This window comes from Bradyrhizobium algeriense, from assembly GCF_003062295.1.
Classification (GTDB): domain Bacteria; phylum Pseudomonadota; class Alphaproteobacteria; order Rhizobiales; family Xanthobacteraceae; genus Bradyrhizobium; species Bradyrhizobium algeriense.
The window spans coordinates 98,491-122,485 of sequence record NZ_PYCN01000022.1 but is presented as its reverse complement, the minus strand read 5'-3'; the positions used below and the strand labels follow the sequence as shown (position 1 = coordinate 122,485).

Here is a 23,995-nt window from a genome sequence, read left to right as displayed (position 1 = left end):
CTGTCATCGGGCGCGCATTCGCGCGACCCGTTGGCTCCATCCGGGCTACGATTCTACTCCAGCCCCTGCACGTTCGGCATGTCCTGGGTCGGTGCGATCTGCGGGACGGGCTTGGCTGGAGCCGAACCGGTTGTCACCGGGGCGGTCGCCCGTACCTCGGCCGACTTCGGGGCAGGCGCGGCCGCCTGCTGAACCCGCGCTGGCGCAGGCTTGGCGGCGATCGGGCTGGCCTTCGGCATCGGCACCGCGCGGCTCGCAACATGGGCCGGCCGTGACGGGCGCGGCGCGGCCTGGATATTGTCCGGCGCCTGGGCCTGCGGCGCCGCCTGGGCCTGCGGCGCTTGGGCGTGCGGCGGCTGAGCCATGAAGGGCCCGCGGAGAGCGCTCTGCTCCTGGTCGAAATTGTCGTCCGTCCGGTAGGACGGCAGGAAGCGGATGATCCGGCCGTTGCGTGCATCGATAATCAGCCGCCCGCTCTCACCGCCGCGGTCGATCGCCGCGATCGTGTAGACGAAGCCGCGGAGCCTGGGGATGCCGAGCGGCAAGAATTCGTTGTCGCGCAGCACGGAATAGACTTCCGTCGACGGCAGCAGGCCTGGGCTTCCGTAGCGCGGCTCGGGTCCGTACTGCGGTGGGGGAACCGGCTGCGGTGCCACCGCGTAGGGGGCGTCGAAATCCGATGCCGCCGTGTATGGCGAGCGTCTGTTCTCGTGAGGTCCGGGCACCTGCGCCTGCGCGCTGCCCGCCAGAAGGACCAGTCCCGCCGCCAAAGATCCCGTGAACAACTTCATCACCGAAAGCTCCTGTAAGCCCCGCAGCCGCCGGGCCCGAGCGGGAGCATTTCGCTCTCTCGCCTGCCGGGCGCGCGGCCGAATTTCATTGCGAAATCCGGCGGTCCTTGGGCCGGATCGGGGCGCCGCTGCCGCAAACGCCGGCTCGCTGGTTTTTTCCCCGGCCGCCAAGCGCCGATTCGCACGCGGGCGAGGACTTTCACGTGCTTGTGTGATAGACAAAAATTTGGCATGGTCAGAGTTAGGACAGCATCACTGTCTCAATTGCGGAGCTGTCCCGGCACAGGGATTGCAACGAAACCGTGGCGCCACGAGCTCCAGGGCAGTGCAGGCAAGGCCGTTCCTCAGGGACGTTGAACGCCAAGCCTGAATTTAAGAAATTGCGGCTCGCGGCGGACGAGCGGTGGCCCGGTGGGTGCCGCAAGCGTCCAAGGTGCGCCGACGATGCGGTGAGGCCCTTAGCCTTTTTGAGAGGAATAAGATGAGCGGGTCGGAATTCGAGCGCGAAAACATCGTGGCAGAAGCACTGTCGGCGACCGCGGCTTCGAAACCGGCCGACATTTTTGAAGATGTTCAGCGCGAACATGACTGGCGTCCGCCGGCCGAGGGTTTGTACGACCTCAGCATGGAGAAGGATTCCTGCGGCGTCGGCTTCATCGCCAACATCAAGGGCAAGAAGTCACACCAGATCGTCTCCGACGCGATCAGCATTCTCTGCAACCTCGAGCATCGCGGCGCAGTCGGCGCCGATCCGCGCGCCGGCGACGGCGCCGGCATTCTCGTGCAGATCCCGCATGCCTTCTTCGCCCGCAAGGCCGCAGCGCTCGGCTTCAAGCTGCCCGAGCCCGGCCAATACGCCATTGGCGCGCTGTTCATGCCAAAGGAGACGGCATGGCGAAAGGTGATCCAGAGCATCATCGCCGAACAGATCAAGGAAGAAGGCCTGGTGCTGCTCGGCTGGCGCGACGTGCCCTCCGACAACGCCTCGCTCGGCGTAACCGTCAAGCCGACCGAGCCCTATCATATGCAGGTGTTCATCGGCCGCAACGGCACGGCGAAGACCGAGGAAGAGTTCGAGCGCAGGCTCTACATTCTGCGCAAGTCGATCTCGCAGGCGATCTATCAGCGCCGCGACCGCGGCATGGCCGGCTACTACCCGGTCTCGCTGTCGTGCCGCACCGTGATCTACAAGGGCATGTTCCTCGCCGACCAGCTCGGCAAGTACTATCCCGACCTGCATGAAGAAGATTTCGAGAGCGCGCTGGCGCTGGTGCATCAGCGCTTCTCGACCAACACTTTCCCGACCTGGTCGCTGGCGCATCCCTACCGGATGATCGCCCATAACGGCGAAATCAACACGCTGCGCGGCAACGTCAACTGGATGGCGGCGCGCCAGGCTTCCGTGCATTCGGAGCTCTACGGCAAGGACATCAGCCGGCTCTGGCCGATCTCCTATGAAGGCCAGAGCGACACCGCCTGCTTCGACAACGCGCTCGAATTCCTCGTGCAGGGCGGCTACTCGCTGCCGCACGCGGTGATGATGATGATTCCGGAAGCGTGGGCCGGCAATCCCCTGATGGATGAGCAGCGCCGCGCCTTCTACGAATATCACGCCGCCCTGATGGAGCCGTGGGACGGCCCTGCCGCGATCGCCTTCACTGACGGCCGCCAGATCGGCGCCACCCTCGACCGCAACGGGCTTCGTCCGGCGCGCTATCTCGTCACCAAGGACGACCGCATCGTGATGGCGTCCGAAATGGGCGTGCTGAAGATCCCCGAGGACCAGATCGTCACCAAGTGGCGGCTGCAGCCCGGCAAGATGCTGCTGGTCGACCTCGAACAGGGACGTCTCATTCCCGACGACGAGATCAAGGCGACGCTGGCCAAGAGCCATCCCTACAGCGACTGGCTGCATCGCACCCAGCTCGTGCTGGAGGAATTGCCCGACGCGCCCACCAAGGGCATCCGCTCGAACCTGCCGCTGCTCGACCGGCAGCAGGCGTTCGGCTATTCGCAGGAAGACGTCACCATCCTGATGACGCCGATGGCGGCCACCGGCGAAGAGGCAGCCGGCTCGATGGGCAACGACACGCCGATTTCGGCGCTGTCGGACCGGCCGAAGCCGCTCTTTACCTACTTCAAGCAGAACTTCGCGCAGGTCACCAACCCGCCGATCGATCCGATCCGCGAGGAGCTCGTGATGAGCCTCGTCTCGATCATCGGGCCGCGGCCGAACCTGTTCGACCTGCAGGGCATGGCCTCGACCAAGCGGCTCGAAGTACGCCAGCCGATTCTCACCGATGCGGACCTGGAAAAGATCCGCTCGATCTCAGATGTCGCGGACACCCATTTCAAGTCGCGCACGCTCGACACCACCTTCCATGCCGGCTTCGGCGCGGCGGGGATGGAGCAGGTGCTCGACGAATTGTGCGCGCGCGCCGAGGGCGCGGTGCGCGAGGGCGTCAACATCATCATCCTGTCGGACCGCATGGCGGGCTCGGACCGGATTCCGATTCCCTCGCTGCTGGCCTGCGCCGCCGTGCATCATCATCTGATCCGCACGGGATTGCGCACTTCGGTCGGCATCGTCGTCGAGTCCGGCGAACCGCGCGAAGTGCATCATTTTGCTTGCCTGGCCGGTTACGGCGCCGAGGCGATCAACCCGTATCTGGCGTTCGAGACCATCATCGCGATGAAGGACCGCCTGCCGGGCGCGCTCGACGACTATGAGATCGTCAAGCGCTACATCAAGTCGATCGGCAAGGGCCTCTTGAAGGTGATGTCCAAGATGGGCATCTCGACCTACCAGTCCTATTGCGGCGCGCAGATTTTTGACGCCGTCGGGCTGAAGGCTGACTTTGTCGCCAAGTATTTCGCCGGCACCCACACCCGCATCGAGGGCGTGGGCCTGGCCGAAATCGCCGAGGAAACCGCGCGCCGCCATACGGACGCGTTCGGCGACGCGCAGGTCTACAAGACCGCGCTCGATGTCGGCGGCGAATACGCCTACCGCACCCGCGGCGAGGACCACGCCTGGACGGCCGAATCCGTCTCGGCGCTGCAGCACGCCGTGCGCGGCAACTCGCAGGAGCGCTACCGGGCCTTCGCCAAGATCCTCAACGAGCAGTCCGAGCGGCTGTTGACGCTGCGCGGCCTGTTCCGGATCAAGACCGCCGACGACGAGAAGCGCAAGCCGGTGAAGCTCGACCAGGTCGAGCCCGCCAAGGACATCGTCAAGCGGTTTGCCACCGGTGCGATGAGCTTCGGCTCGATCTCGCGCGAGGCGCACACCACGCTGGCGATCGCCATGAACCGGATCGGCGGCAAGTCGAACACCGGCGAAGGCGGCGAAGAGGCCGATCGCTTCAAGCCGCTGCCGAACGGCGACAGCATGCGTTCGGCGATCAAGCAGGTCGCCTCGGGCCGTTTCGGCGTGACGACGGAATATCTCGTCAACTCCGACATGATGCAGATCAAGATGGCGCAGGGCGCCAAGCCCGGCGAAGGCGGCCAGTTGCCCGGCCACAAGGTCGACGCGACCATTGCGCGCGTGCGGCATTCGACGCCCGGCGTCGGTCTCATTTCGCCGCCGCCGCATCACGACATCTATTCGATCGAGGATCTGGCGCAGCTGATCTACGACCTCAAGAACGTCAATCCGGACGGCCAGGTCTCGGTCAAGCTGGTTTCCGAAATCGGCGTCGGCACGGTGGCCGCCGGCGTTGCCAAGGCGCGCGCCGACCATGTCACCATCGCGGGCTTCGAGGGCGGCACCGGCGCCTCCCCCCTCACCTCGATCAAGCACGCAGGTAGCCCGTGGGAAATCGGCCTTGCCGAAACCCACCAGACGCTGGTGCGCGAGCGGCTGCGCAGCCGCATCGTGGTGCAGGTCGACGGCGGCTTCCGCACCGGGCGCGACGTCGTGATCGGTGCGCTGCTGGGCGCCGACGAATTCGGCTTCGCCACCGCGCCTTTGATCGCGGCCGGCTGCATCATGATGCGCAAGTGCCATCTCAACACCTGCCCGGTCGGCGTCGCGACGCAGGATCCGGTGCTGCGCAAGCGCTTCACCGGCCAGCCCGAGCACGTCATCAACTACTTCTTCTTCGTTGCGGAGGAAGTGCGCGAGATCATGGCGCAACTCGGCTACAAGAAGTTCGACGAGATGATCGGCCAGACCCAGATGCTCGACCAGTCCACGCTGGTGGCGCACTGGAAAGCCAAGGGCCTCGATTTCTCAAAGCTCTTCGTCCGCCAGAAGGAAGAAAAGGGCCAGAAGATCTATCACGCCGAGGCCCAGAACCATCATCTGGAGAAGGTGCTCGACCGCCGCCTGATCGAGAAGGCGCAGGCCGCGCTCGACCGCGGCGCGCCGGTGAAAATCGAGGAAGAGATCAACAACACCGACCGCTCGGCGGGTGCGATGCTGTCGGGTCAGGTCGCAAAGATCTACGGCCATGCCGGGCTGCCGCATGACAGCATCCATGTCAGCCTGAAGGGCACCGCGGGGCAGGCGTTCGGCGCGTGGCTGGCCCGCGGCGTCACCTTCGATCTCGAAGGCGAAGGCAACGACTATGTCGGCAAGGGCCTGTCCGGCGGCCGCATCATCGTCAAGCCGCCGAGGAATTCCGGGATCGTGCCGGAAGAGTCCATCATCGTCGGCAACACGGTGATGTACGGCGCGATCGAGGGCGAATGCTATTTCCGCGGCATCGCCGGCGAGCGCTTCGCGGTGCGTAACTCCGGCGCGGTCGCGGTCGTCGAAGGCGCCGGTGATCATTGCTGCGAGTACATGACCGGCGGCATCGTCGTGGTGCTCGGCAAGACCGGGCGCAACTTCGCGGCCGGCATGTCGGGCGGCGTCGCCTATGTGCTGGATGAAGCCGGCGACTTCGAGAGGCTGTGCAATCTCGCGATGGTCGAGCTCGAGCCGGTGCTTTCGGAAGAGATGATCAATGCCGGCACCTACAATCACTCCGGCGATCTCGAGGCGCATGGCCGGGTCGATGTGTTCGCCAATCTGCTGGAGTCCGATATCGAGCGGCTGCACATCCTGATCACGCGCCACGCCAAACTGACTGGCTCGAAGAAAGCCGCCGAGATCCTTGCCAACTGGAAGGCCTGGCTGCCGAAATTCCGCAAGGTGATGCCGGTGGAGTACCGCCGCGCACTGAAGGAATTGAAGGCGAACGCCGACGCCGAGCCAAAAATCGCGATCGGGGCTTAAGCCATAGAGCCGTCATTGCGAGCGAAGCGAAGGCAATCAATCTCTCCATATAGCAAGTATGGATTGCTTCGTCGCTTCGCTCCTCGCAATGACGAGGACATGACGGGAAGAAACACAGACGACGAGAAATGCAGGGACGTCAGGGTTTAATGGGCAAGATCACAGGTTTTCTCGAGATCGACCGGAATGAGCGCAAGTACTCGCCGGTCGCCGAGCGTTTGAAGCATTATCGCGAATTCGTCATTCCCCTGAGCGAGAAGGACACCCGCGATCAGGCCGCGCGCTGCATGAATTGCGGCATCCCCTATTGCCACGGCACCGGTTCGGTGGCGCCGGGCACGCCGGGCTGCCCGGTCAACAACCAGATCCCGGACTTCAACGACCTCGTCTATCAGGGCAACTGGGAAGAAGCCTCGCGCAACCTGCACTCGACCAACAATTTCCCCGAGTTCACCGGCCGCATCTGCCCCGCGCCATGCGAGGCGTCCTGCACGCTCAACATCGACGACAACCCGGTCACCATCAAGACCATCGAATGCGCCATTGTGGATCGTGCCTGGGACAATGGCTGGCTGAAGCCGGAGATCGCCCCGGTCAAGACCGGCAAGAAGGTCGCGGTCGTCGGCTCCGGACCCGCGGGCCTCGCGGCCGCGCAGCAACTCGCACGCGCCGGCCACGACGTCCATGTCTACGAAAAATTCGCCAAGGCCGGCGGTTTGCTTCGTTATGGCATCCCCGACTTCAAGATGGAAAAGCACGTCATCGACCGCCGCGTGGCGCAGATGGAAGCCGAGGGCGTGACGTTCCATTACGGCGTCCATGTCGGCGGCACTTCCGAGGGCGCGATCGATCCGCGCGAACTGCTCAACCAGTATGACGCTGTGGCATTGACCGGCGGCGCCGAAGCCGGCCGCGATCTGCCGATCCCCGGCCGCGACCTCGACGGCATCCACTTTGCGATGGATTTCCTGCCGCAACAAAATCGCCGCGTCTCCTCCGAGCCGCTCGGCGACACCAAGGACATTCTCGCCGAAGGCAAGCATGTCGTCGTGATCGGCGGCGGCGACACCGGTTCGGACTGCATCGGAACTTCATTCCGGCAGGGCGCAAAATCCGTCACGCAACTTGAAATCATGCCGGCGCCGCCCGAGCACGAGAACAAGGGCGTGACCTGGCCGAACTGGCCCTTGAAGATGCGGACCTCGTCGAGCCAGGCTGAAGGCGCCAAGCGCGAATTCGCGGTGCTGACGCAGAAGTTCTCCGGCGTCGACGGCAAGGTGCAAAAGCTGCACTGCGTCCAGGTCGACGACAAGTTCAAGCCGATCGCAGGTACCGAATTCGAAATCGAGGCGCAGCTCGTGCTGCTCGCCATGGGCTTCGTGCATCCCGTGCACGAGGGCATGCTGAAGAACCTCGGCGTCGATCTCGACCAGCGCGGCAACGTCCGCGCCAACGCCCATGACTACCGGACCTCGCTTCCCAACGTCTTCTCCGCCGGCGACATGCGCCGCGGCCAGTCGCTGGTGGTCTGGGCGATCCGCGAAGGTCGGCTGTGCGCGCGGGCGATCGATCAGTATCTGATGGGGACGACGACGCTGCCGCGGTAACGGCCGCCATCGCCGGGCCCAGTGTTCAGCCCGGCGGCCTTCTTCGCTCGAACCTCGAACGGGCATCTCACGAAGATTGATGGATGCGTGGGTCAGCCCACGTATGCCGCGATGTGTATGGACACCTCATCGCATTGCCCGCAACCTCGCTGGATCCGGATCAACGCCCACCTCCCCTCAGGTGGGCATCATTATCTGGAATCATAGGGAAAGGCGGCAATATGAGAACTCAGGGAACGGGCAATTCCGTTCGCCAGCGCATCACACGCGTATTGGCGGCCGGCGCTCTGCTATTCATGTACGCATTCGGCATGGTTGCCACGACCGGCGCCTTTGTTGCAGCGGGCGTATCTCCGGCCTTCGCACAGCGCGGCCGCGGGCGAGGCCGGGGCGGCGGCTGGGGCCGAGGTCGAGGTGACGGTGTCGGCGCGGCAATCGGGATCGGGGTCGGCGCGGCCATCATCGGCGGCGCGATTGCGGCGAGCGCCGCCGAGCAGCAGCGGCGCGATGCCGTCAGCTATTGCATGCAGCGCTATCGTTCGTTCGATCCCGAGAGCATGACCTATCTCGGCCGCGACGGCCTCCGCCGTTCCTGCCCGTAGAAGACGACTGTCTGCCACGATTTATCAGGACCCCCGGCCGGCGTGCCGGGGTTTTTGTTTGGGGGCGCCGTGGGCCAAGAATTGCCTTTCCCGCAATCGGAAAAGATCATCCGCCCCTTAATGCTGCAGCCTTACCCCCAGCATCATCACCGTCGACACCGTGCTGTTGCCCGGCAAATTCGAATCCAGCCAGTCGCGGCGCAGCGTGCCCCTGAGCCAGACGTTGCGGTTCATCTTGTAGATCGCCTCGCCCGACACCGCGTAGATCTTGTCGCGCCTCGGATTGCCCTGATAGTCGAGGTCCCCCCAGGTGAACTTGCCGATCGCGGTCAGCCAGCGGCGGAAGTCGTGGTCGACTTCGACGGTGTAGATGTGCGTCAGCACGCCCGACGTGCCGGGCAGCGTGGTTTCCGTGATCGTGGTGTCCGAATAGAACTTTGCCGTCGTGAGCGGCGTCGCGGTCCAGACCAGCGAGGACGACACGAGCAGGCCTTCCAGGCGGTCCAGCCTCGGATCGACATAATCGCGCGCGGCGTAGCCGACGCCGATCTCACCGGTCAACAGCCGCGAGAATTCGAAGCTGGTGCCGCCCTTGACGTAGCCGCCCGCGGAATCGCGCGCAAAGCCGGCGCGGTCGAGCCTGACGTCATGCACGCGGCTGTCGCCCTGCACTTCCACGAACGGCTTCAGGCCAGGCCTCAAATCATAGCTGACGCGGCCGACGCCGCCGTATTGGCTGAAGTTGCGGTCGTCGTTGGTGGTCGACGTGCCGTCGGTGAGTTTTGAGTTGGTGTAGTCGGTGCGGTCGACGGTGGCGCCGGCGGAAACCTGCAGCCGGTTGAAGCTCTGGTCGACGCCGACGGTGCCGCCGACCGTGGTGTAGATCGGATATCTGGCGAGGCCCGCCTGCACGTTCGGGCTGCCGGGATTGTCGGTCGAGACAAACAACCGACCTTGCGCCAACAGCCTGGTGTCGCGGCTGACATCGAGCCGGCCGTCGACATGGCCGATGAAGCTGGGCCGATCGATATCGAGCGGCGCCGACAGCGGCGTACCGTCGGCGTTCGGCGTGAGGTTGCTGGTATAGCCGGTGAAGGAGCCGCGCAGATCGGCCACCAGCGCGTGACGCTCCCAGTCGGAGAACGCAACGAATTCCGGCGCGATCACATAGAACGGCTTGCCTTGCGCCGGGACGAGCCGGCCGGGATTGGTATCGTAGCCGCCGGAGAATTCGACCGCGGATTTGATCAGGAAACTGCCGGCGTAATCGCCGACCGCGCCGAACGGATCGTCGTCGATCCGCAGGCGCTTGCGTGGCGGCTGTCCCACCACCGTGCCCGCCATTGCGGGCGGGATAGGCGTTTTGTGCGCCGACTCCGACGGGGGAATCGAAAGCCGCAGCCGCGTGTTCGACGCAATAGGCGGCGGCGGGCTGCCGGGACCGACCGGCGGCTTCGGCTTTGCCTGCCCGGGATAGTATTTCGGTTTCTTGCGCTTGCGATTGAGCGAGTCGTATCCGGAATCGGCGGCGCCGCTGGCGGCCGGCAGGCCGTATTTCGGGATCTGTCCGATCCGCGACGGCGCGGGCTTGTCACGTTCCTGCAGCTTCGGATTATTGAGCGGATCGTTCGCCTCCGCCGCGGTCCGGCGCAGCGGCGAATCCGGCGACGTCACCTGGCTGGTGCGCCTTGAGCTGAACAGGTCCGGCGTGACGACCTGCGCTTGCGCGGCGGTTCCCGCGAGAGCGATCAGCGCAAGGCACGGCAAGGCTGCGCGAAAGACGCGCGCGCGGCTGTTCCGGCCGGCTGCTGGCCCTGCCCCCACGATAAAAAATACCCCAACAAAAACAAATACTTCAAGGACGCGCGCCGAGCCCTCGCGGAACACGTCGTTAATGGAGTTAAAACAATTATGGTTAATGAGCCGTTGAGAGCGCCCCCATGCGCGTCGCATCGCGGGACGGGTCATGCTAAGGAAAGGCCCGGGGCCAACGCCCCTCTTCCCTGGAAACAGATATGGCTAATCCGAACCCGCTGATGGCAAAATCATCCGGCACCGATCCCGCTGATGCTGCCGTCCAATCGGCCCTGCGCACGCTCGACGCCGAGGCAGGCGGGATCGCCGCGCTGTCGGCGGCGCTGCAGTCCGATCTCCGCGCACCCTTCACTGCCGCCGCCGAGCTGATCCGGAACGCCAAGGGACGGCTGATCGTTACCGGCCTGGGCAAGTCCGGCCATATCGGCCGCAAGATCGCCGCGACCTTCGCCTCCACCGGCACGCCGGCGTTCTTCGTTCATGCGGCCGAAGCGAGCCATGGCGACCTCGGCATGATCACGGCCGAGGACGTCATCCTGGCGCTGTCCTGGTCCGGCGAGCAGCCGGAGATGAAAAACCTGATCAGCTACGCCGCGCGGTTCCGGATTTCCGTGATCGCGATGACGGCGGAGCGGGAATCCTCGCTCAGCAAGGCGGCCGACGTCGCGCTGACGCTGCCGAAGGCGCGCGAGGCCTGCCCGCACAATCTCGCGCCGACCACCTCCTCGCTGATGATGCTGGCGCTCGGCGATACGCTGGCGATCGCGCTGCTGGAAGGCCGCGGCTTTACGTCGGTCGATTTCAGCGTGCTGCATCCGGGCGGCAAGCTGGGTGCAATGCTGAAATATACCCGCGATCTCATGCACGCGGGCGACGCCGTGCCGCTGAAGCCGCTGGGCACCAAAATGTCCGACGCGCTGGTCGAGATGACCTCAAAGGGCTTTGGCTGCGTCGGCATCGTCGACGCACGCGGGCATATTGTCGGCATCGTCACCGACGGCGATTTGCGCCGCCACATGGGGCCCGATCTGATGGCGGCCACCGTCGATGAAGTGATGACGAAAAATCCGAAGACGATCGACGGCGATGTCCTGGCCGGCGAGGCGCTGGAGATCCTCAACTCCTCGAAGATCACGACGCTGATCGTCACCGACGCCGGCAAGCCGGTCGGCATCGTGCATCTGCACGATTTTTTGCGCGCGGGCGTGGCGTAGATTGGACGGTCTCGTAGGGTGGGTTAGCCGAAGGCGTAACCCACCGATTTCCGAGCCGCAGAATGGTGGGTTACGCTTCGCTAACCCACCCTACGATTCTCACTTCGGAAACCTTGCCGCCTTCGCCTCCAGCGGCAGCGCCAGTCCGTTCGCGAGATACGATACGGTGTGATAGAATCCGCACAGCAGGATGATCTCGAATATCTGCGCCTCGTCGTAATACGCCGACAGCGCCGCGAATTCGGCATCGCTCAGCGTTGCGCGGTCGTGCAGCGCATCGACGACGGCGATCAGCGCCTGCTCGGCCTCCGACCAACAGGCCTCGGTAGCCGCGCCGCGCACGGTGGCGCGGACCTGTTCATCGGTCAGTTTTGCAGCAGCCGCAAACGCCGCGATGTGCACGCCCCATTCGTACTCGCATCCGGTTCGCCCGCAGGTGCGATCGATGACGATCTCGCGCTCCCGCAACGACAGCGGCCCGCGATCCAGCAGACTGCCGGCGCGGAATTTCTCCCAGGCGCGGGCGTTGCCGGCCATGACGCGAAACAGCACCAGCGGCGGCGCGCCACGCATGATGCGGTCGAACTGCTCGGCAATGTCAGGTGCATAAGGCGGCTCAAGCGGCGCGATGCGCGGCGCGGTCTGGGACATGGCCAACTCCTGTGCTACAAATAACGTAGCGATATGCTACATTATCTGTAGCGCCACGCAAGAGGGCTTTCGATGCCGAAACCGGCCGCCATCCCAAGGAAAACTGCCGTTCGCGGCTCTAGAACCGGCCGGCCGGTCATGGCGCTGCTCGATCTGCTCGGCCGCCGCTGGACCTTGCGGATCGTCTGGGAGCTGCGCGACGGCGCGCTGACCTCGCGCGCGCTGCGCACCGCCTGCGACGACGCCTCGCCGACGGTGATGCAGGCCCGGCTGTCGGAGCTGCGCGAGGCCGGCCTCGTCGAACTCCTGGCCGGCGACGGCTATCGCCTGACACCGCTGGGCAGGGAGCTGATGGAAAGCTTCCTGCCGCTGCATCGCTTTGCCGAGCGATGGAGCAAGCGGAATTGAGCGGGCTTTCTACCTCGCCCCGCTTGCGGGGGTCGAGACGAGCGAAGCTCGCTCTTAGGTCGCCGCGCCCTTCGCGCGGCGGGTGAGGGGTACAGGTCTATCGATAGAGCTCACTCGCGGAGAGAGCACCTCACCCCTACCCTCTAAGAGCGAGCTTCGCTCGTCTCGACCCCGTGAAGGACGGGGCGAGGGAGTCTACTAAGCCGCCGCCACCGTCAGGCTCGCGCCATCTGCCTGCACCACCTTGACGCGGCTGCCGGCCGGCGCGTCGGGGCCGGCGACACGCCAGATCGTATCGTCGATCCGCACCGTGCCCGTGCCGTCGACGATCGGCTTTTCCAGCGTGAATTCCCGGCCGATCAGCGCTTCGGTCCGCCGGTTGAGAAACGGGTTGCTCTGGCTGCGGCTTCCAGCGCTGCGCGCGAAGTGTCGCCACGCCGGCACGGCGGCGACTGTGAAGATGGCGAACAACAGGATTTGCGTCTGCCAGGACGGGTTGATCACAAACGAGAGCAATCCGACCAACAGCGCCGCAAGCCCGAGCCAGAACAGAAAAATGCCCGGCGCGAGCAGCTCCAGCGCCATCAGGCCAAAGCCGAAGATCAGCCAATTCCAGGTACCTAACGTAGAGAAAATTTCGGCCATGACACGAACCTCTTATCAAACAGTATGACCTTCCGGACCCGCCCCTACCGCTGCGGCGCGACCGGCGGCGGCGTCGGACCGGCGTTCGGCACCGAGGACGTCCGCCGCGCAGCGGCCGCCGCAGAGGCCGCGCTCTCGCCGAAGGTCGCCTTGGCGATCTCGCCAATGCCGGCAAGCGATCCCAAAATGCTCATCGCTTCGATCGGCAGCATGACGATCTTCTGGTTCGGCGAATCCGCAAGCTGCCCGAACGCCTTAATGTATTTGTCGGCGATAAAATAGTTCAGCGCGGCGACGTCGCCCTTGGCGATGGCCTCGGAGACCATCTGCGTCGCCTTGGCCTCGGCTTCGGCCGAGCGTTCGCGCGCTTCGGCGTCACGGAACGCGGCTTCCTTGCGGCCTTCAGCCTGCAAAATCTGACCCTGCTTGGCGCCTTCCGCACGAAGAATTTCGGACTGCCGCTGGCCCTCGGCCTGCAGGATGTCGGCACGCTTGACGCGCTCGGCCTTCATCTGCCGGCCCATCGCCTCGACCAGATCGGCCGGCGGCACGATGTCCTTGATCTCGATGCGGTTGACCTTCAGCCCCCACGGCGACACCGCGGCATCGACCACGCGCAACAGGCGCTCGTTGATCTCGTCGCGATGCGACAGCACCTGGTCGAGGTCCATCGATCCCATCACGGAGCGGATATTGGTCATGGTCAGCACGATGATCGCTTGATCGAGATTGGATACTTCGTAACTCGCCTTGGCGGCATCGAACACCTGATAGAAGGCGACGCCGTCCACCGTCACGGTGGCGTTGTCCTTGGTGATCACCTCCTGCTCGGGAATGCTGATCACCTGCTCCATCATGTTCATCTTGCGGCCGACGCGGTCGAAATAGGGAATGATGAGGTTGAGCCCCGGCGCCAACGTGCGGGTGTATTTGCCGAACCGCTCGATGGTCCAGTCATAGCCCTGCGGCACCGTCTTGACGCCCGCGAACAGCGTAACAATGACGAGCAGAACAAACGCGATCGCGAAGATGTCAAAACCGCTCATAAAATCCCTCCAAAGCCGGCAGGAAGCGCTGCCGGACGCGCTATCCATTTGTCAGCAAAGCCGCGGCGCCGGTTCAGCCGACGCTCTCAAGTTGTGGACTATATAGCTAGGGAACGGTTTGACGGCCACCAGATGTTCTTGCGTCCGAACGGCGGCAAGCTATCGGCAAATTTTCAATTTTCGAAGGGCTATATCCAGCCTTGAAGCTCACGCAAAACGAGCTGGCGGATGACGTCCATGCCGGGATCGCTGTCGTTGAGGCAGGGGATGGCAAAAAATTGCTCGCCGCCATTGTGCTTGAAGATTTCGGCGTTTTCCTGCGCGATCTCCTCCAGCGTCTCCAGGCAATCGGCGGAGAAGCCGGGGGTCACGACGGCAATGCGCTTGACCCCATCTTTCGCCAGCTTTTCGATGGTCCTGTCCGTATAGGGCTGCAGCCACGCGTCGAAGCCGAAGCGCGACTGAAACGTAAGGATCAGTTTTGCGGCATCAAGCCCCAGGCGCTTGCGCAAGCTTTCCGTCGTTGCAACGCACTGGGCGTAATAGGGATCGCCCTTGTCGACATATTTCTGCGGCATGCCGTGAAACGACGCCACGATCAGTTCGGGCTGAAACGGCAAGGTCGCCAGATGCGCTGACATGGAAACGGCGACCGCGTCGATGTAATCGGGATCGTCGTAATAAGGCGGGCTCACCCGCAGCGTCGGCTGCGCGCGCATGTCGGCGAACGCGCGAAACACTTCGTCGCAGACGGTCGCCGAGGTCGCGGCGGAATATTGGGGATAGAGCGGCACGACCAGCAACCGGTCGCAGCCCTGCGCGGTCAGCGCATCGATGCGCGAGCGGATCGACGGGTTGCCGTAGCGCATCGCCCAATCGACCACGACGTGGTCGTGATCGGCGATGGCGTCTGCAAGCTTTTCGGCCTGGGCGCGCGTAATCGTCTTGAGCGGGGATTCGTCTCTTTCGGTATTCCAGATCTTCCGGTAGTCGCGCGCCTTGCGACCGGGACGCAGGCGCAGGATGATGCCGTTGAGGATCAGCTTCCAGCGCAGGCCCTGATCCTCGATCACGCGCGGATCGGACAGAAACTCCTTGAGATAAACCCGCACACCCCGGGCGTCGGCGGTGTCAGGCGTGCCGAGATTGACCAGCAGCACGCCGACGCGTTGCGGCTGGGCTGCCGATGCCGGCCTGGGATGTCCGATGGGGGCGACCGCGGTCATGATTTCGATGGCTTCGCGCGTTGCACTATCCTTGTCAAGATAATGGCCGGTTCGATACGCTTTGCCCATATCCTGCGGGCGGGAGGAACCATGACGGTCGCCGAATGGTGCGTTTTCGGAACGCTGATGCTCTATTTGCTGACGATCGCCTCGGTCAAATGGGCCGGGCATCGCCATTTCGACAATGCCAGACCGCGCGATCCCGCCTTCTACGAGGACGCGATCCGCGCCCGCGCGCTCGGCGCCCATCAGAACGGCATCGAGGCGTTTCCGTTCTTTGCGGTTGCCGTCCTGCTGGCGGAATTCCGTCTCGGGCCGCAGCACCTGATCGACGAGCTCGCGGTGCTCTTCCTGATCGTGCGGGTCGCCTATGTCTTCACCTATCTCGGCAATCGCCCGACGCTGCGCTCGATCCTCTGGAGCCTCGGCTTCGCGATCAACATCGCGATTTTCTTCCTGCCGGCGATCAGGGGTTATCTGCCAGTGTAAGGTCGTCATATGAAGCATTCAAGACATACTGAGAGGGCATGCGTTCGCGATCTCGTAGCGCGGATTGCGCCCGAGGTTTGCGTCTTGCTCGCCCATCAAAGAAGAGCAACTGAGCCGAAGTAGCCCGGTGATCGGTCGGCCTCAAGGCTGGCGCTGGCGCGCCCCCGCCTACGGCGGCTACGGCCTTGACCCCGCCCGTTCACCGGTCTGTTGGCTTTGCAAGCGCTCGGTCGAGGACCGAGCGCGGAGAGGTGCGCTCGCTCAGCTCAGCGCGTAACGGCTAGAATCCCATTTCTGCCGTCGCGCGATCATGGTCTTGAGGATGACGATCAGCTTTCGCATGCAGGCAATGAGCGCGACCTTCGGCTCCCTCACGCTCTCATTTGGCAGCAGTTCTCCGCGCATTGATATCCGTTTCACGGTCGACGCCGCCTGCCCGCCAGCCGGGAAGCGGCGCCGATCGTTTCGCTTACTTGCCCTTCTGAATCTTGGTGATGGTGATGCCTGCCGGGGCTCTTTCCGCGTCGAAGTTCACCTTGTCGCCGACTTTCACCTGCTTGAGCATCGCAGGATCCTGCACCCGAAACACCATCGTCATTTCGTCCTCCATATCGAGACTCTTGATGGGACCGTGTTTCAGCGTGATTTTTCCCGCAGCTTCGTCGATCTTCCTGACCTCGCCGCTGGCCATCGCCGCTTGCGCGAATGCGCTGGCGCTTGACAAAGCGAGCGACAGCGCGAGAGCTGCGGCTGCGACTTTACTAGCATTCATGTTTAACTCCCTTCCTTCGATTGATCCTGACTCACGTCACTTGACCGTAACCGTGCCGACCATCCCGGCTTCGCGATGTCCGGGGATCAGGCACGAATATTCGAACTCGCCGGCCTTGGTGAATTTCCAGACCATCTCATCCGTCTTCTTCGGGGCAAGCCGCTTGCCGTTCGGATCGTCATGCTCCATGTCGGGATTCTTCTTCATCGCCTCGCCGTGCTTGAGGTTCTCCGCCGTTGTCGCGAGGATGAACTCGTGCTCCAGTTCGCCATTGTTGCGGAGCATGAACTTCACCTGTTCGCCCTTCTTCACGTGGATTTTCTCCGGCATAAAGATCATCTTGCCGTCCGTCTCGCTCATCGTTACCTGCACGATCCTGGCCGGCTTCTTTGGATCGCCCGGCACGCCGGCGGAAAACGCCTCGTCATGGCTGTGACTGTGTCCTGAAGGGCCCGCTCCGGCCCAGGCCGAGGCGGAGAGAAGCAATGCTGCGACGAGCGCGATGCCGGTTCGATTGAGAGTCTTCATAGTCGGTTCCTTGCTGTTGGGTTTGGATTGATGGTTTCGTTAGTGTGACATGCCCTTCATGCCTTTCGTCCCCTTCACCGCCTTCATCTCGGTCGGCTTGGCTGACTCCTTCGGCTTGTTCTCCCGTGGTGCTTCCGTGTTAGGTGCATCGACCTCCCAGGCGACCGTGCCCTTCGGAAACTTGTACGGACCCGGATCCTTGTAATCGTCACGCGCAAGCCCTTCGCGGATCTTCATGACCGTAAACATGCCGCCCATTTCGATCGGGCCGAACTGGCCGGTCCCGGTCATCATCGGCAGCGTGTTGTCGGGGCCCGGCATTTCCATGTCGCCCATCGCCATGCCGCGCTCGCCCATGACCATGGTGTCGGGCGCCAGCTTGCCGACCGCTTTGGCCAAATCCTTTCTCGATACGCCGATCAGGTTTCTGACATCGTGTCCCATCGCGTTCATGGTGTGATGCGACTTGTGGCAGTGGAACGCCCAGTCGCCCGGATTGTCCGCGAGAACATCGAAGGCACGTATCGCGCCGACGGGAACATCGATCGTGGTTTCCGGCCATTGCGCGGTTTCGGGAACCCATCCGCCATCGGTGCAGCTCACGGCGAAATTATGCCCGTGCAGATGGATCGGGTGATTGGTCATGGTGAGATTGCCGATACGTACACGCACGCGATCGCCAAGCCGAACCGGCAGCGGATCGATGCCGGGAAACACGCGGCTGTTCCAGGTCCACATGTTGAAATCGGTCATCTCGTTCACCTTCGGCAGATAGGTGCCGGGATCAATCAGGTACGAGCTCATGATAAAGACGAAGTCGCGATCGACCGGGCGAAACTTGGGATCGCGCGGGTGCACGACGATCATTCCCATCATGCCCATCGCCATCTGGACCATTTCATCCGAGTGCGGGTGGTACATGAAGGTGCCGCTATGCTTCATCTCGAATTCATAGACGAACGTCTTGCCCGGCTGAATATGCGGCTGGGTCAGTCCACCGACGCCGTCCATGCCGCTCGGCAAGAGCACCCCGTGCCAATGCACGGTGGTATACTCGGGCAACTTGTTAGTGACGAAGATGCGGAGCTTGTCACCCTCGACCGCCTCAATGGTGGGACCCGGCGACTGGCCGTTGTAGCCCCACAGATGGACCTTCATGCCTTCAGCGAATTCGCGTTCGACCGGCTCGGCGACGAGATGGAATTCCTTCCAGTCACCGTTCATGCGCCAGGGCAGCGTCCAGCCATTGAGCGTCACGACCGGCCGATAGTCCGGCCCGCTCGAGGGATAGAGCGGCGGCTGCATGGTCGCCTTCTCCATGATCGGCGCTTCCGGGATATTTGCGGCCTGCACGCGGCCGCTGATCGCCGTTGCGCTTGCAAGCGCCGTTGCCGTGCCAAGAAAACTTCGTCGGGATAACATGGTCTTCTCCATTCAATGTCCGCCCCCGCCCGCCTGGGCGGTGGCCGATGCACGGGGTTGTCGTGGACTTTCGCTGCTACTGCCCCCGCCGTTGACGGCTGTCTTCAATTCGGACTGTGCAAGCCAGAAGTCCCGCTTGGCTTCGATAGCGGCACGCAACGCCGCGATCCGCTGCCGTGCTTCCGTCAGCAACGCAAAGACGTCGACCTGCATGCTGCTGAAACGCAGTTTCATCTCGTCCGAGATGATCTCGCGGAGCGGCAACACCTCGCGCTGGTAGTGTCCGGCGATGTCGTAGGTCGAACGGTAGACACGGAACGCATCGCGTGCTTCCGAACGCACGTCCACTGCTTTTTCGGTCAGACGATTGAATGCCTGATTGTAAGTCTCCGCGGCTTGCCGGACGCGGACCTCGCCGCCGTCGAAGATCGGAATCTGGAATGCGATGTCGAAACCCCGTTCCCGGAATGGAGCGCCTTCCGGCTCGCGAGTCTTCTTGTCGATCCCCGCAAGATCGAGAAGCGTGACGAATCGTGTTGCCTCTGTGAGCTTGAGCGACTTCGCAAGAAGGCCCAACTCAATGCGGGCCATCTGGAGATCGATACGATGTGCGACGGCATCCACCTCGATCCGCGGCAGCGACAGTGGCTGGCGCGGCAAGGCCGGCAATTTCTGTGGCAGCCGGAAGCCGAGGTCACCGTCCCACAATCCAAGCAAGCGGATCAGGCGCTCGCGGGAGCTTGTGGCATCCTGACGAAGCGTCGCAAGGTCGGCCGTGATCTCCGCGTAGAAGACCTGCTCACGGGCCTGGTCGAGCTTGTTCAGCGATCCGGTCTCTCCCAGCTTCAGGGCAAGCTGGGCCGTGGATTCCGCTGTGGACTTTGCATCGGTAAGCAGGACGACGAGTTCGTTGGCCCCGACCGCACGATAATACGCGCGCCTGACCTCGGCTGCGAGCCGCAGCGTCTCCTCTGCCGCGCGCAACTGAGCCTTTTGGAAGCGCTGCCGGGCGATCTCCGACCGGAACGGCAGGGTGGCCAGCGCCAGAATGTCGCCGACAACCTGACGCTCGATCTCGTACCCGCCATTGCCTGCGATGCGAGAAATCGCGAAAGTCGGATTGGGCGGCAGGCTTTCCTCGACAAACTCGGCTTCGGCCAAGGCCAATTCGTTGTACGCCGCCTGCAGGCCCCGATTGTTGAGGAGCGCGATCTGGACGGCGGTGTCCACCGTCAGGGCTCGACGAAGAAGACCTTGGACGGCGGCTTTCGCCCGTTCTGCGTCGTCGGTCGTGCGAATGGACACCACGTCTTTATTAATGGTCTCGCTGGCGACGGTGGCGACGACGTTCATTCCGCCATCTGGCGAGAAGGACGCGCATCCCGTCAAAGCAACAGTTGAAAGAAGCGCAGCCATGTACGCAGGCTTCAATCGAAGCCGATCTGCTGGGAACAGAGCGATCCGAAAATTTCGACTCATTGTTCGCGCTCCTATCGGCCAGACTTGGGCGCCGGAGCGACGCGTTCGTTCTGCTGGCGCCACGGGGCTGGAGCGGTTGGGCGAAGGCTGGTGTAAGGAGCAATTGTCGAACGATAGCCCGCTCCGGCTACCTTGGCGCCGGGGTCCGCGGGATCGGCGCCAATTAGCGCAACAGTCGCCGGCATGCATCCTCCCAGGGTGACGGCCGCGACGGCCACTCCCGCGAGGAGGATTCCGGATCTACGTCTATTGAATTGTCCCACCACCGAATGAACGGCGGCGAAGTTCGCCCCAAACTGCGCAAGCATGGCTTTTCCCTGAACTGCCGATGGATCACAGGCGCGCGTGCCCTTAACGGGCGCGGCACCACGTCATTCCGTCAGGTCAGGAAATGGGAGGGCGGTAATGTCGTGGGGGAGCGTTATCGACGGCGCTTCGATAATTCTCGGAAGCACAGATAGAGGTCGGCGCCGAAGGCTTGACGATGTCAACAATAGTGGCGGGCAACCCACTCAAGCATACCACGCCGCAGCATTGCGCTCCCGAGGTCTGATGCGGTCCGCTGGAAGGAGCCGGCGCTTCGTCGGCGACATACGCTACATCTTTGTGGCCGTCATGCGCATGACTGGCGGAATGTTCGTGCACATGCCCGCCTTGGTGGGCGTGTTGCGCCGAAGCTTCGCTAAGCTCATGAACATGCACGACGCCCAGACCGTGGGCCGTCGCCCGCAACCCATCCGAAAACGCGAAGGAGATGCCCGGCGCAAGCACGCAAAGCATATAGACCAGGGCGAGCAGCCACCCTGCCTTCAATCGCTTCGCTCTGGTCAAACGCACGAACATTCAGTTCTAAATCTCGCAATCAGAACACACGGCGCAGGCAGCCTACGCGGAAACGCTTTCACCGCCAAGTGCGAACATTCCCCTCTGGAAAAGTTCCGGGGCGCAGTTCAGCGGTCTGCGCGGCCGACGGCCGCCATCAGTCCTGCAATCTTTTTCCTTGGTCCGATTTGTCGCCGCTTGCTGCCGGTCCTCATAGGCATGCTGCATATCCTTGCAAGGAAGGCAAAAAGCTTGCGGTGCGCGGAAGAATTCTTACGGCGGCGAGATCCTCTGCACTGCCCGCCGGATTAATGAACAAACGATGAATTGATCCGCCATGCCTTGTTCAGAGTCGCGCTGCGACAATCAGACATAATGCAAAGCGCGGCCGAAACATAAGTTGGACCTGCCGTTCTGGCGTGGTTGCGCTGAAGCGCCAAACGGCTCGAAGTAACGGGCTCCAGGAGAGTCTTCGGCCCAAGAGGAAGAAAAATGCGTCGTTTGATTTTGGCAGCTACAGCTGTGGCGGCCCTCGCCGGCGCAGGATCGCTCGTCAGCACGCGGGCAGACGCGATGCCGGCAAATGGTGGATTGGGCGCATCTGTTGCGCGTGAGCTGACCGAACAGGTGCATCTGGTATGTGAACGAAGATGGAACGGTTATCGCTGGGGCCGGACCTGCTATGAAACGGGCCCGCGCTACTATGACAGCGGACCAGGCTACTATTACGGCGGCGGACCGAGCATTCATTTTGGTTTTGGTGGCGGAGGATTTCACCATCACCATCACCATCACGGTCATCATGGCGGCCACCACGGAGGCCATCATGGCGGCCATCACGGCCACCACTAACGCTTTCGACGAATGATTCCACGGCGCGAAGCTGCGTGCGGCGAGAAGGCGCGTGGGCACAACAATTTGAGTGGACGTTATTCAGCGTGAGTTTTGAAGCCAATCCCGATCGCTGATCCGCCTTACGGCCGCCGCCGGCAAGATTATCGCCTGAGGGTTGCTCAACGTCTGGTGAGAAAGTACATATGAACCTTGAAGTTCCGGTTTCCAAGGACATGTGATTTTGGGCGGTTGTGTTAGAATAGAGCCATGATGCTTAAACAGCGGATTATGCGAATTCTGGGAGCGGCGATCGTTTTGATCGTGCTTTCGTTCGCGCCGTCAGCTGTCCAGGCCCATACCGGCCATCCGCATCTTGCTGGAGCGTCCGCGGCAGTTCATGGCGGCCACGGCCAAGCCGCGTCTCATGAGTCCCAACAGGCGGCGACGTCTGCGTTGCTGCAGGCGCAGTTGGGGCAGACTGAGATACCCGCACCTTCGAGCCGGGACTGCGGCGGCGGCTGCTGTTCATGTGCCTGCGTCACCGCCGGTTTGCCCAGTTCCGTGGAGCATCTCGCTTTTCCCCGGACGATAATGCGTGTCGCGTTTCATCCATCACAGACATGGGCAAGCCGCGAGCCTGGGTCGCTCAAGCGGCCTCCCAAATACTTCATCTGAAGCTAAACGATCACTGAGTTTGCGAGGCATGTCGTATGCTGCCCGCAAGCGACGGCATTTCAGATTGAAGGACTATAGGTATGTTTTCCTATTTCGGGCGTGCCCTGCGTGCTCTCGCGGTGACCGCAGTTCTATGCGCTGCGATTGCCCCCGCTTCCGCCCACGAGGGCCATGACCATGGGGAACAGCCGCCCGTCTCGGCAGGCGCGCTGCCACGCGGCGAGGCCGATTCCGACGCGTTCGAGATCGTTGCGATTGTCCGCGGCGAAAATCTCGAGATCTATCTCGACCGGTTCGCCACCAATGAGCCGGTAACCGGCGCAACGATTGAAGTCGAATCCCCTGGTGGTCCCGTAAAAGCCGCGGCGGGTGCCGACGGCACATACCGGGTGGCAGCGCCGTGGCTCGCAAAGAGCGGACGTACGGACCTGATTTTCACAGTCACGGCGGGAGACACCACCGACATTCTGCCGCTGACGATCCAGACGGCGCCAGGCACCGCGCAAAGCGCGACACAACAGGATACGGCTCCCGGCGGGCATATCAGCAAGGTTTCGGTTCTTCTCGTCCTGGGCGGCGCTCTCATCGGGGCGCTGCTCGCTGCCATTGCCCTGCGCGGTGGGCGCAAGGCGGCAGCCCTTGTTGTGATCTTTTCCGTGCTCATGGGCGCGCGCGCGCCGGAAGCGCATGAAGGCCACGGCCATGAGGAAGAAAAGGCGCAAGTCGCCATCAACACCGTCTCCGGCGAGCGCGCCCAGCGCCTTCCGGATGGGGCGGTTTTTGTGCCCAAGACGGTGCAGCGGATATTTGCGGTGCGGACGCTGGTCGCCGAAAACGCGGAGCACAAGAAAATCACTGAACTTCCGGGTAGGATAATTCCCGACCCCAATGCCAGCGGATATGTGCAATCCGCTGTCGGCGGACGCCTTTCCGCAGCCCCGGGCGGCTTTCCCCGGTTGGGCACGCGGGTGAAGCAAGGCGATATCCTCGGCTATGTCACGCCGCCCATTGCGGCGATCGATGTTTCCGACATGCGGCAGCGCCAGGGCGAACTCGATCAGCAAATCTCGATCGTCGAACGCAGGTTTGCGCGTTACGAGCAGCTCGCGCCGTCGGGCGCGATATCGCGGACCCAACTCGAGGACACACGGCTCGAGCTGGAAGGGCTTCGCGAACGGCGCGCATCGATTGAAAAATCGCGCCGCGATCCCGAAGCGCTGATCGCGCCGGTGGCAGGCGTGATCGCCGAAGGCAGCGCCGTGGCTGGCCAGATCGTTCAGCCGAGCTCCATCGTCTTCAACATCATCGATCCCTCGCGGCTGTGGGTCGAGGCGCTGAGTTTCGAGAGCCTCGAACCGTCCCGCGGCGCGCGGGCGTCGACCTATACGGGCAGGAATTACGACCTTGTCTATCAGGGTACCGGCTTCGCCGATCGCAGCCAATCGGTGCCGGTGCATTTTGCCGTGACGGGCGACACGGCGGGGCTTAGGGCCGGCCAGTTCCTGACCGTGCTGGTCACGACCGACGATACCAAGGAAGGCCTCGCGGTGCCGCGCAGCAGCGTCGTTCGCGGCTCAAACGGCCAGGATTTCGTCTACGAGCACATAGCCCCCGAGCGGTTCATGGCAAGGAGCGTACGCACGGAGCCGCTCGACGGCGATCGTGTCCTGATCGTGTCCGGCTTCACGCCCGGCAAGCGGATCGTGTCGCAAGGCGCGGACCTTCTCGATCACGTACGCTGA

Annotated in this window: 21 protein-coding genes; 8 read left to right on the top strand and 13 right to left on the bottom strand. The window is 63.1% G+C overall.

The features are described 5' to 3' along the window. Nucleotides 1-53 precede the first annotated feature (53 nt). Nucleotides 54-791, bottom strand: a complete 738-nt coding sequence (locus C7G61_RS31115; protein ID WP_108521061.1) for a hypothetical protein — start codon at nt 789-791, stop codon at nt 54-56. Between the two features lie 481 nt (nt 792-1,272). On the opposite strand from C7G61_RS31115, the gene gltB reads away from it, so the two are divergent. The 3 genes from gltB to C7G61_RS31100 all read left to right on the top strand — a co-directional run bounded on the left by gltB (nt 1,273) and on the right by C7G61_RS31100 (nt 8,227). Continuing rightward, on the top strand, nt 1,273-6,018 hold the full coding sequence (gltB, locus tag C7G61_RS31110) for a glutamate synthase large subunit (protein WP_108521058.1): 4,746 nt from the start codon (nt 1,273-1,275) through the stop codon (nt 6,016-6,018). A 149-nt stretch (nt 6,019-6,167) separates the two neighbouring features. Next, nucleotides 6,168-7,625, top strand: coding sequence for a glutamate synthase subunit beta (locus C7G61_RS31105; protein ID WP_108521056.1), 1,458 nt, complete (start codon nt 6,168-6,170; stop codon nt 7,623-7,625). A 221-nt stretch (nt 7,626-7,846) separates the two neighbouring features. Beyond that, nucleotides 7,847-8,227, top strand: a complete 381-nt coding sequence (locus C7G61_RS31100) for a BA14K family protein (protein WP_108521054.1) — start codon at nt 7,847-7,849, stop codon at nt 8,225-8,227. Nucleotides 8,228-8,344: 117 nt separating this feature from the next. On the opposite strand, the gene C7G61_RS31095 is transcribed toward C7G61_RS31100, so the two are convergent. Then, on the bottom strand, nt 8,345-10,051 hold the full coding sequence (locus C7G61_RS31095; protein ID WP_108521100.1) for an outer membrane beta-barrel protein: 1,707 nt from the start codon (nt 10,049-10,051) through the stop codon (nt 8,345-8,347). A gap of 191 nt (nt 10,052-10,242) precedes the next feature. On the opposite strand from C7G61_RS31095, the gene C7G61_RS31090 reads away from it, so the two are divergent. Continuing rightward, nucleotides 10,243-11,256, top strand: coding sequence for a KpsF/GutQ family sugar-phosphate isomerase (locus C7G61_RS31090; RefSeq protein ID WP_108521052.1), 1,014 nt, complete (start codon nt 10,243-10,245; stop codon nt 11,254-11,256). Nucleotides 11,257-11,355: 99 nt separating this feature from the next. Here the strand turns inward: C7G61_RS31090 and C7G61_RS31085 are convergent, their stop codons facing one another. Further along, nucleotides 11,356-11,907 carry a carboxymuconolactone decarboxylase family protein gene (locus C7G61_RS31085; RefSeq protein ID WP_108521050.1) on the bottom strand — a complete coding sequence of 184 codons (552 nt, stop codon included), beginning with the start codon at nt 11,905-11,907 and terminating at the stop codon, nt 11,356-11,358. A 72-nt stretch (nt 11,908-11,979) separates the two neighbouring features. Here C7G61_RS31085 and C7G61_RS31080 point away from each other — a divergent pair, with 72 nt between their 5' ends. Further along, nucleotides 11,980-12,315 (top strand): winged helix-turn-helix transcriptional regulator, encoded by a 336-nt coding sequence (locus C7G61_RS31080; RefSeq protein ID WP_108521048.1) that lies wholly within the window; start codon nt 11,980-11,982, stop codon nt 12,313-12,315. Nucleotides 12,316-12,513: 198 nt separating this feature from the next. On the opposite strand, the gene C7G61_RS31075 is transcribed toward C7G61_RS31080, so the two are convergent. From C7G61_RS31075 to hemH, 3 genes are all read right to left on the bottom strand, one after another. Then, nucleotides 12,514-12,960 (bottom strand): NfeD family protein, encoded by a 447-nt coding sequence (locus C7G61_RS31075; protein WP_108521046.1) that lies wholly within the window; start codon nt 12,958-12,960, stop codon nt 12,514-12,516. A gap of 44 nt (nt 12,961-13,004) precedes the next feature. Continuing rightward, nucleotides 13,005-14,006 carry an SPFH domain-containing protein gene (locus C7G61_RS31070; RefSeq protein ID WP_108521044.1) on the bottom strand — a complete coding sequence of 334 codons (1,002 nt, stop codon included), beginning with the start codon at nt 14,004-14,006 and terminating at the stop codon, nt 13,005-13,007. Nucleotides 14,007-14,194: 188 nt separating this feature from the next. Further along, nucleotides 14,195-15,232 (bottom strand): ferrochelatase, encoded by a 1,038-nt coding sequence (hemH, locus tag C7G61_RS31065; RefSeq protein ID WP_108521098.1) that lies wholly within the window; start codon nt 15,230-15,232, stop codon nt 14,195-14,197. A 90-nt stretch (nt 15,233-15,322) separates the two neighbouring features. On the opposite strand from hemH, the gene C7G61_RS31060 reads away from it, so the two are divergent. Continuing rightward, the gene (locus C7G61_RS31060; RefSeq protein ID WP_108521042.1) at nt 15,323-15,721 is read left to right on the top strand and encodes an MAPEG family protein; all 399 of its coding nucleotides are present in this window, start codon (nt 15,323-15,325) and stop codon (nt 15,719-15,721) included. 261 nt (nt 15,722-15,982) lie between these two features. Here the strand turns inward: C7G61_RS31060 and C7G61_RS31055 are convergent, their stop codons facing one another. From C7G61_RS31055 to C7G61_RS31025, 7 genes are all read right to left on the bottom strand, one after another. Then, complete coding sequence (locus C7G61_RS31055) at nt 15,983-16,141, bottom strand: hypothetical protein (protein ID WP_244608546.1); 159 nt, start codon at nt 16,139-16,141, stop codon at nt 15,983-15,985. 49 nt (nt 16,142-16,190) lie between these two features. After that, nucleotides 16,191-16,493 (bottom strand): copper-binding protein, encoded by a 303-nt coding sequence (locus C7G61_RS31050; RefSeq protein ID WP_108521039.1) that lies wholly within the window; start codon nt 16,491-16,493, stop codon nt 16,191-16,193. A gap of 36 nt (nt 16,494-16,529) precedes the next feature. Continuing rightward, complete coding sequence (locus tag C7G61_RS31045) at nt 16,530-17,021, bottom strand: cupredoxin domain-containing protein (RefSeq protein WP_108521037.1); 492 nt, start codon at nt 17,019-17,021, stop codon at nt 16,530-16,532. Between the two features lie 39 nt (nt 17,022-17,060). Further along, the gene (locus C7G61_RS31040; protein WP_108521096.1) at nt 17,061-18,443 is read right to left on the bottom strand and encodes a multicopper oxidase family protein; all 1,383 of its coding nucleotides are present in this window, start codon (nt 18,441-18,443) and stop codon (nt 17,061-17,063) included. 12 nt (nt 18,444-18,455) lie between these two features. Further along, nucleotides 18,456-19,859, bottom strand: coding sequence for a TolC family protein (locus tag C7G61_RS31035; RefSeq protein WP_108521035.1), 1,404 nt, complete (start codon nt 19,857-19,859; stop codon nt 18,456-18,458). 74 nt (nt 19,860-19,933) lie between these two features. Further along, nucleotides 19,934-20,230 carry a hypothetical protein gene (locus tag C7G61_RS46220; protein WP_108521033.1) on the bottom strand — a complete coding sequence of 99 codons (297 nt, stop codon included), beginning with the start codon at nt 20,228-20,230 and terminating at the stop codon, nt 19,934-19,936. A gap of 76 nt (nt 20,231-20,306) precedes the next feature. Continuing rightward, nucleotides 20,307-20,765, bottom strand: coding sequence for a hypothetical protein (locus C7G61_RS31025; RefSeq protein WP_108521030.1), 459 nt, complete (start codon nt 20,763-20,765; stop codon nt 20,307-20,309). 471 nt (nt 20,766-21,236) lie between these two features. On the opposite strand from C7G61_RS31025, the gene C7G61_RS45670 reads away from it, so the two are divergent. Both C7G61_RS45670 and C7G61_RS31015 read left to right on the top strand, forming a co-directional pair. Further along, nucleotides 21,237-21,596 carry a hypothetical protein gene (locus C7G61_RS45670; protein WP_108521028.1) on the top strand — a complete coding sequence of 120 codons (360 nt, stop codon included), beginning with the start codon at nt 21,237-21,239 and terminating at the stop codon, nt 21,594-21,596. 737 nt (nt 21,597-22,333) lie between these two features. Further along, nucleotides 22,334-23,995, top strand: coding sequence for an efflux RND transporter periplasmic adaptor subunit (locus C7G61_RS31015; protein ID WP_108521026.1), 1,662 nt, complete (start codon nt 22,334-22,336; stop codon nt 23,993-23,995).

Excerpts from the sequence above, each read along its gene's own strand:
- C7G61_RS31115 (WP_108521061.1), bottom strand. The coding sequence starts at position 791 with ATGAAGTTGTTCACGGGATCTTTGGCGGCGGGACTGGTCCTTCTGGCG.
- gltB (WP_108521058.1), top strand. The coding sequence starts at position 1,273 with ATGAGCGGGTCGGAATTCGAGCGCGAAAACATCGTGGCAGAAGCACTG.
- C7G61_RS31105 (WP_108521056.1), top strand. The coding sequence starts at position 6,168 with ATGGGCAAGATCACAGGTTTTCTCGAGATCGACCGGAATGAGCGCAAG.
- C7G61_RS31100 (WP_108521054.1), top strand. The coding sequence starts at position 7,847 with ATGAGAACTCAGGGAACGGGCAATTCCGTTCGCCAGCGCATCACACGC.
- C7G61_RS31090 (WP_108521052.1), top strand. The coding sequence starts at position 10,243 with ATGGCTAATCCGAACCCGCTGATGGCAAAATCATCCGGCACCGATCCC.
- C7G61_RS31085 (WP_108521050.1), bottom strand. The coding sequence starts at position 11,907 with ATGTCCCAGACCGCGCCGCGCATCGCGCCGCTTGAGCCGCCTTATGCA.
- C7G61_RS31080 (WP_108521048.1), top strand. The coding sequence starts at position 11,980 with ATGCCGAAACCGGCCGCCATCCCAAGGAAAACTGCCGTTCGCGGCTCT.
- C7G61_RS31075 (WP_108521046.1), bottom strand. The coding sequence starts at position 12,960 with ATGGCCGAAATTTTCTCTACGTTAGGTACCTGGAATTGGCTGATCTTC.
- C7G61_RS31070 (WP_108521044.1), bottom strand. The coding sequence starts at position 14,006 with ATGAGCGGTTTTGACATCTTCGCGATCGCGTTTGTTCTGCTCGTCATT.
- hemH (WP_108521098.1), bottom strand. The coding sequence starts at position 15,232 with ATGACCGCGGTCGCCCCCATCGGACATCCCAGGCCGGCATCGGCAGCC.
- C7G61_RS31060 (WP_108521042.1), top strand. The coding sequence starts at position 15,323 with ATGACGGTCGCCGAATGGTGCGTTTTCGGAACGCTGATGCTCTATTTG.
- C7G61_RS31050 (WP_108521039.1), bottom strand. The coding sequence starts at position 16,493 with ATGAATGCTAGTAAAGTCGCAGCCGCAGCTCTCGCGCTGTCGCTCGCT.
- C7G61_RS31045 (WP_108521037.1), bottom strand. The coding sequence starts at position 17,021 with ATGAAGACTCTCAATCGAACCGGCATCGCGCTCGTCGCAGCATTGCTT.
- C7G61_RS31040 (WP_108521096.1), bottom strand. The coding sequence starts at position 18,443 with ATGTTATCCCGACGAAGTTTTCTTGGCACGGCAACGGCGCTTGCAAGC.
- C7G61_RS31035 (WP_108521035.1), bottom strand. The coding sequence starts at position 19,859 with ATGGCTGCGCTTCTTTCAACTGTTGCTTTGACGGGATGCGCGTCCTTC.
- C7G61_RS46220 (WP_108521033.1), bottom strand. The coding sequence starts at position 20,230 with ATGCTTGCGCAGTTTGGGGCGAACTTCGCCGCCGTTCATTCGGTGGTG.
- C7G61_RS31025 (WP_108521030.1), bottom strand. The coding sequence starts at position 20,765 with ATGTTCGTGCGTTTGACCAGAGCGAAGCGATTGAAGGCAGGGTGGCTG.
- C7G61_RS45670 (WP_108521028.1), top strand. The coding sequence starts at position 21,237 with ATGCGTCGTTTGATTTTGGCAGCTACAGCTGTGGCGGCCCTCGCCGGC.
- C7G61_RS31015 (WP_108521026.1), top strand. The coding sequence starts at position 22,334 with ATGTTTTCCTATTTCGGGCGTGCCCTGCGTGCTCTCGCGGTGACCGCA.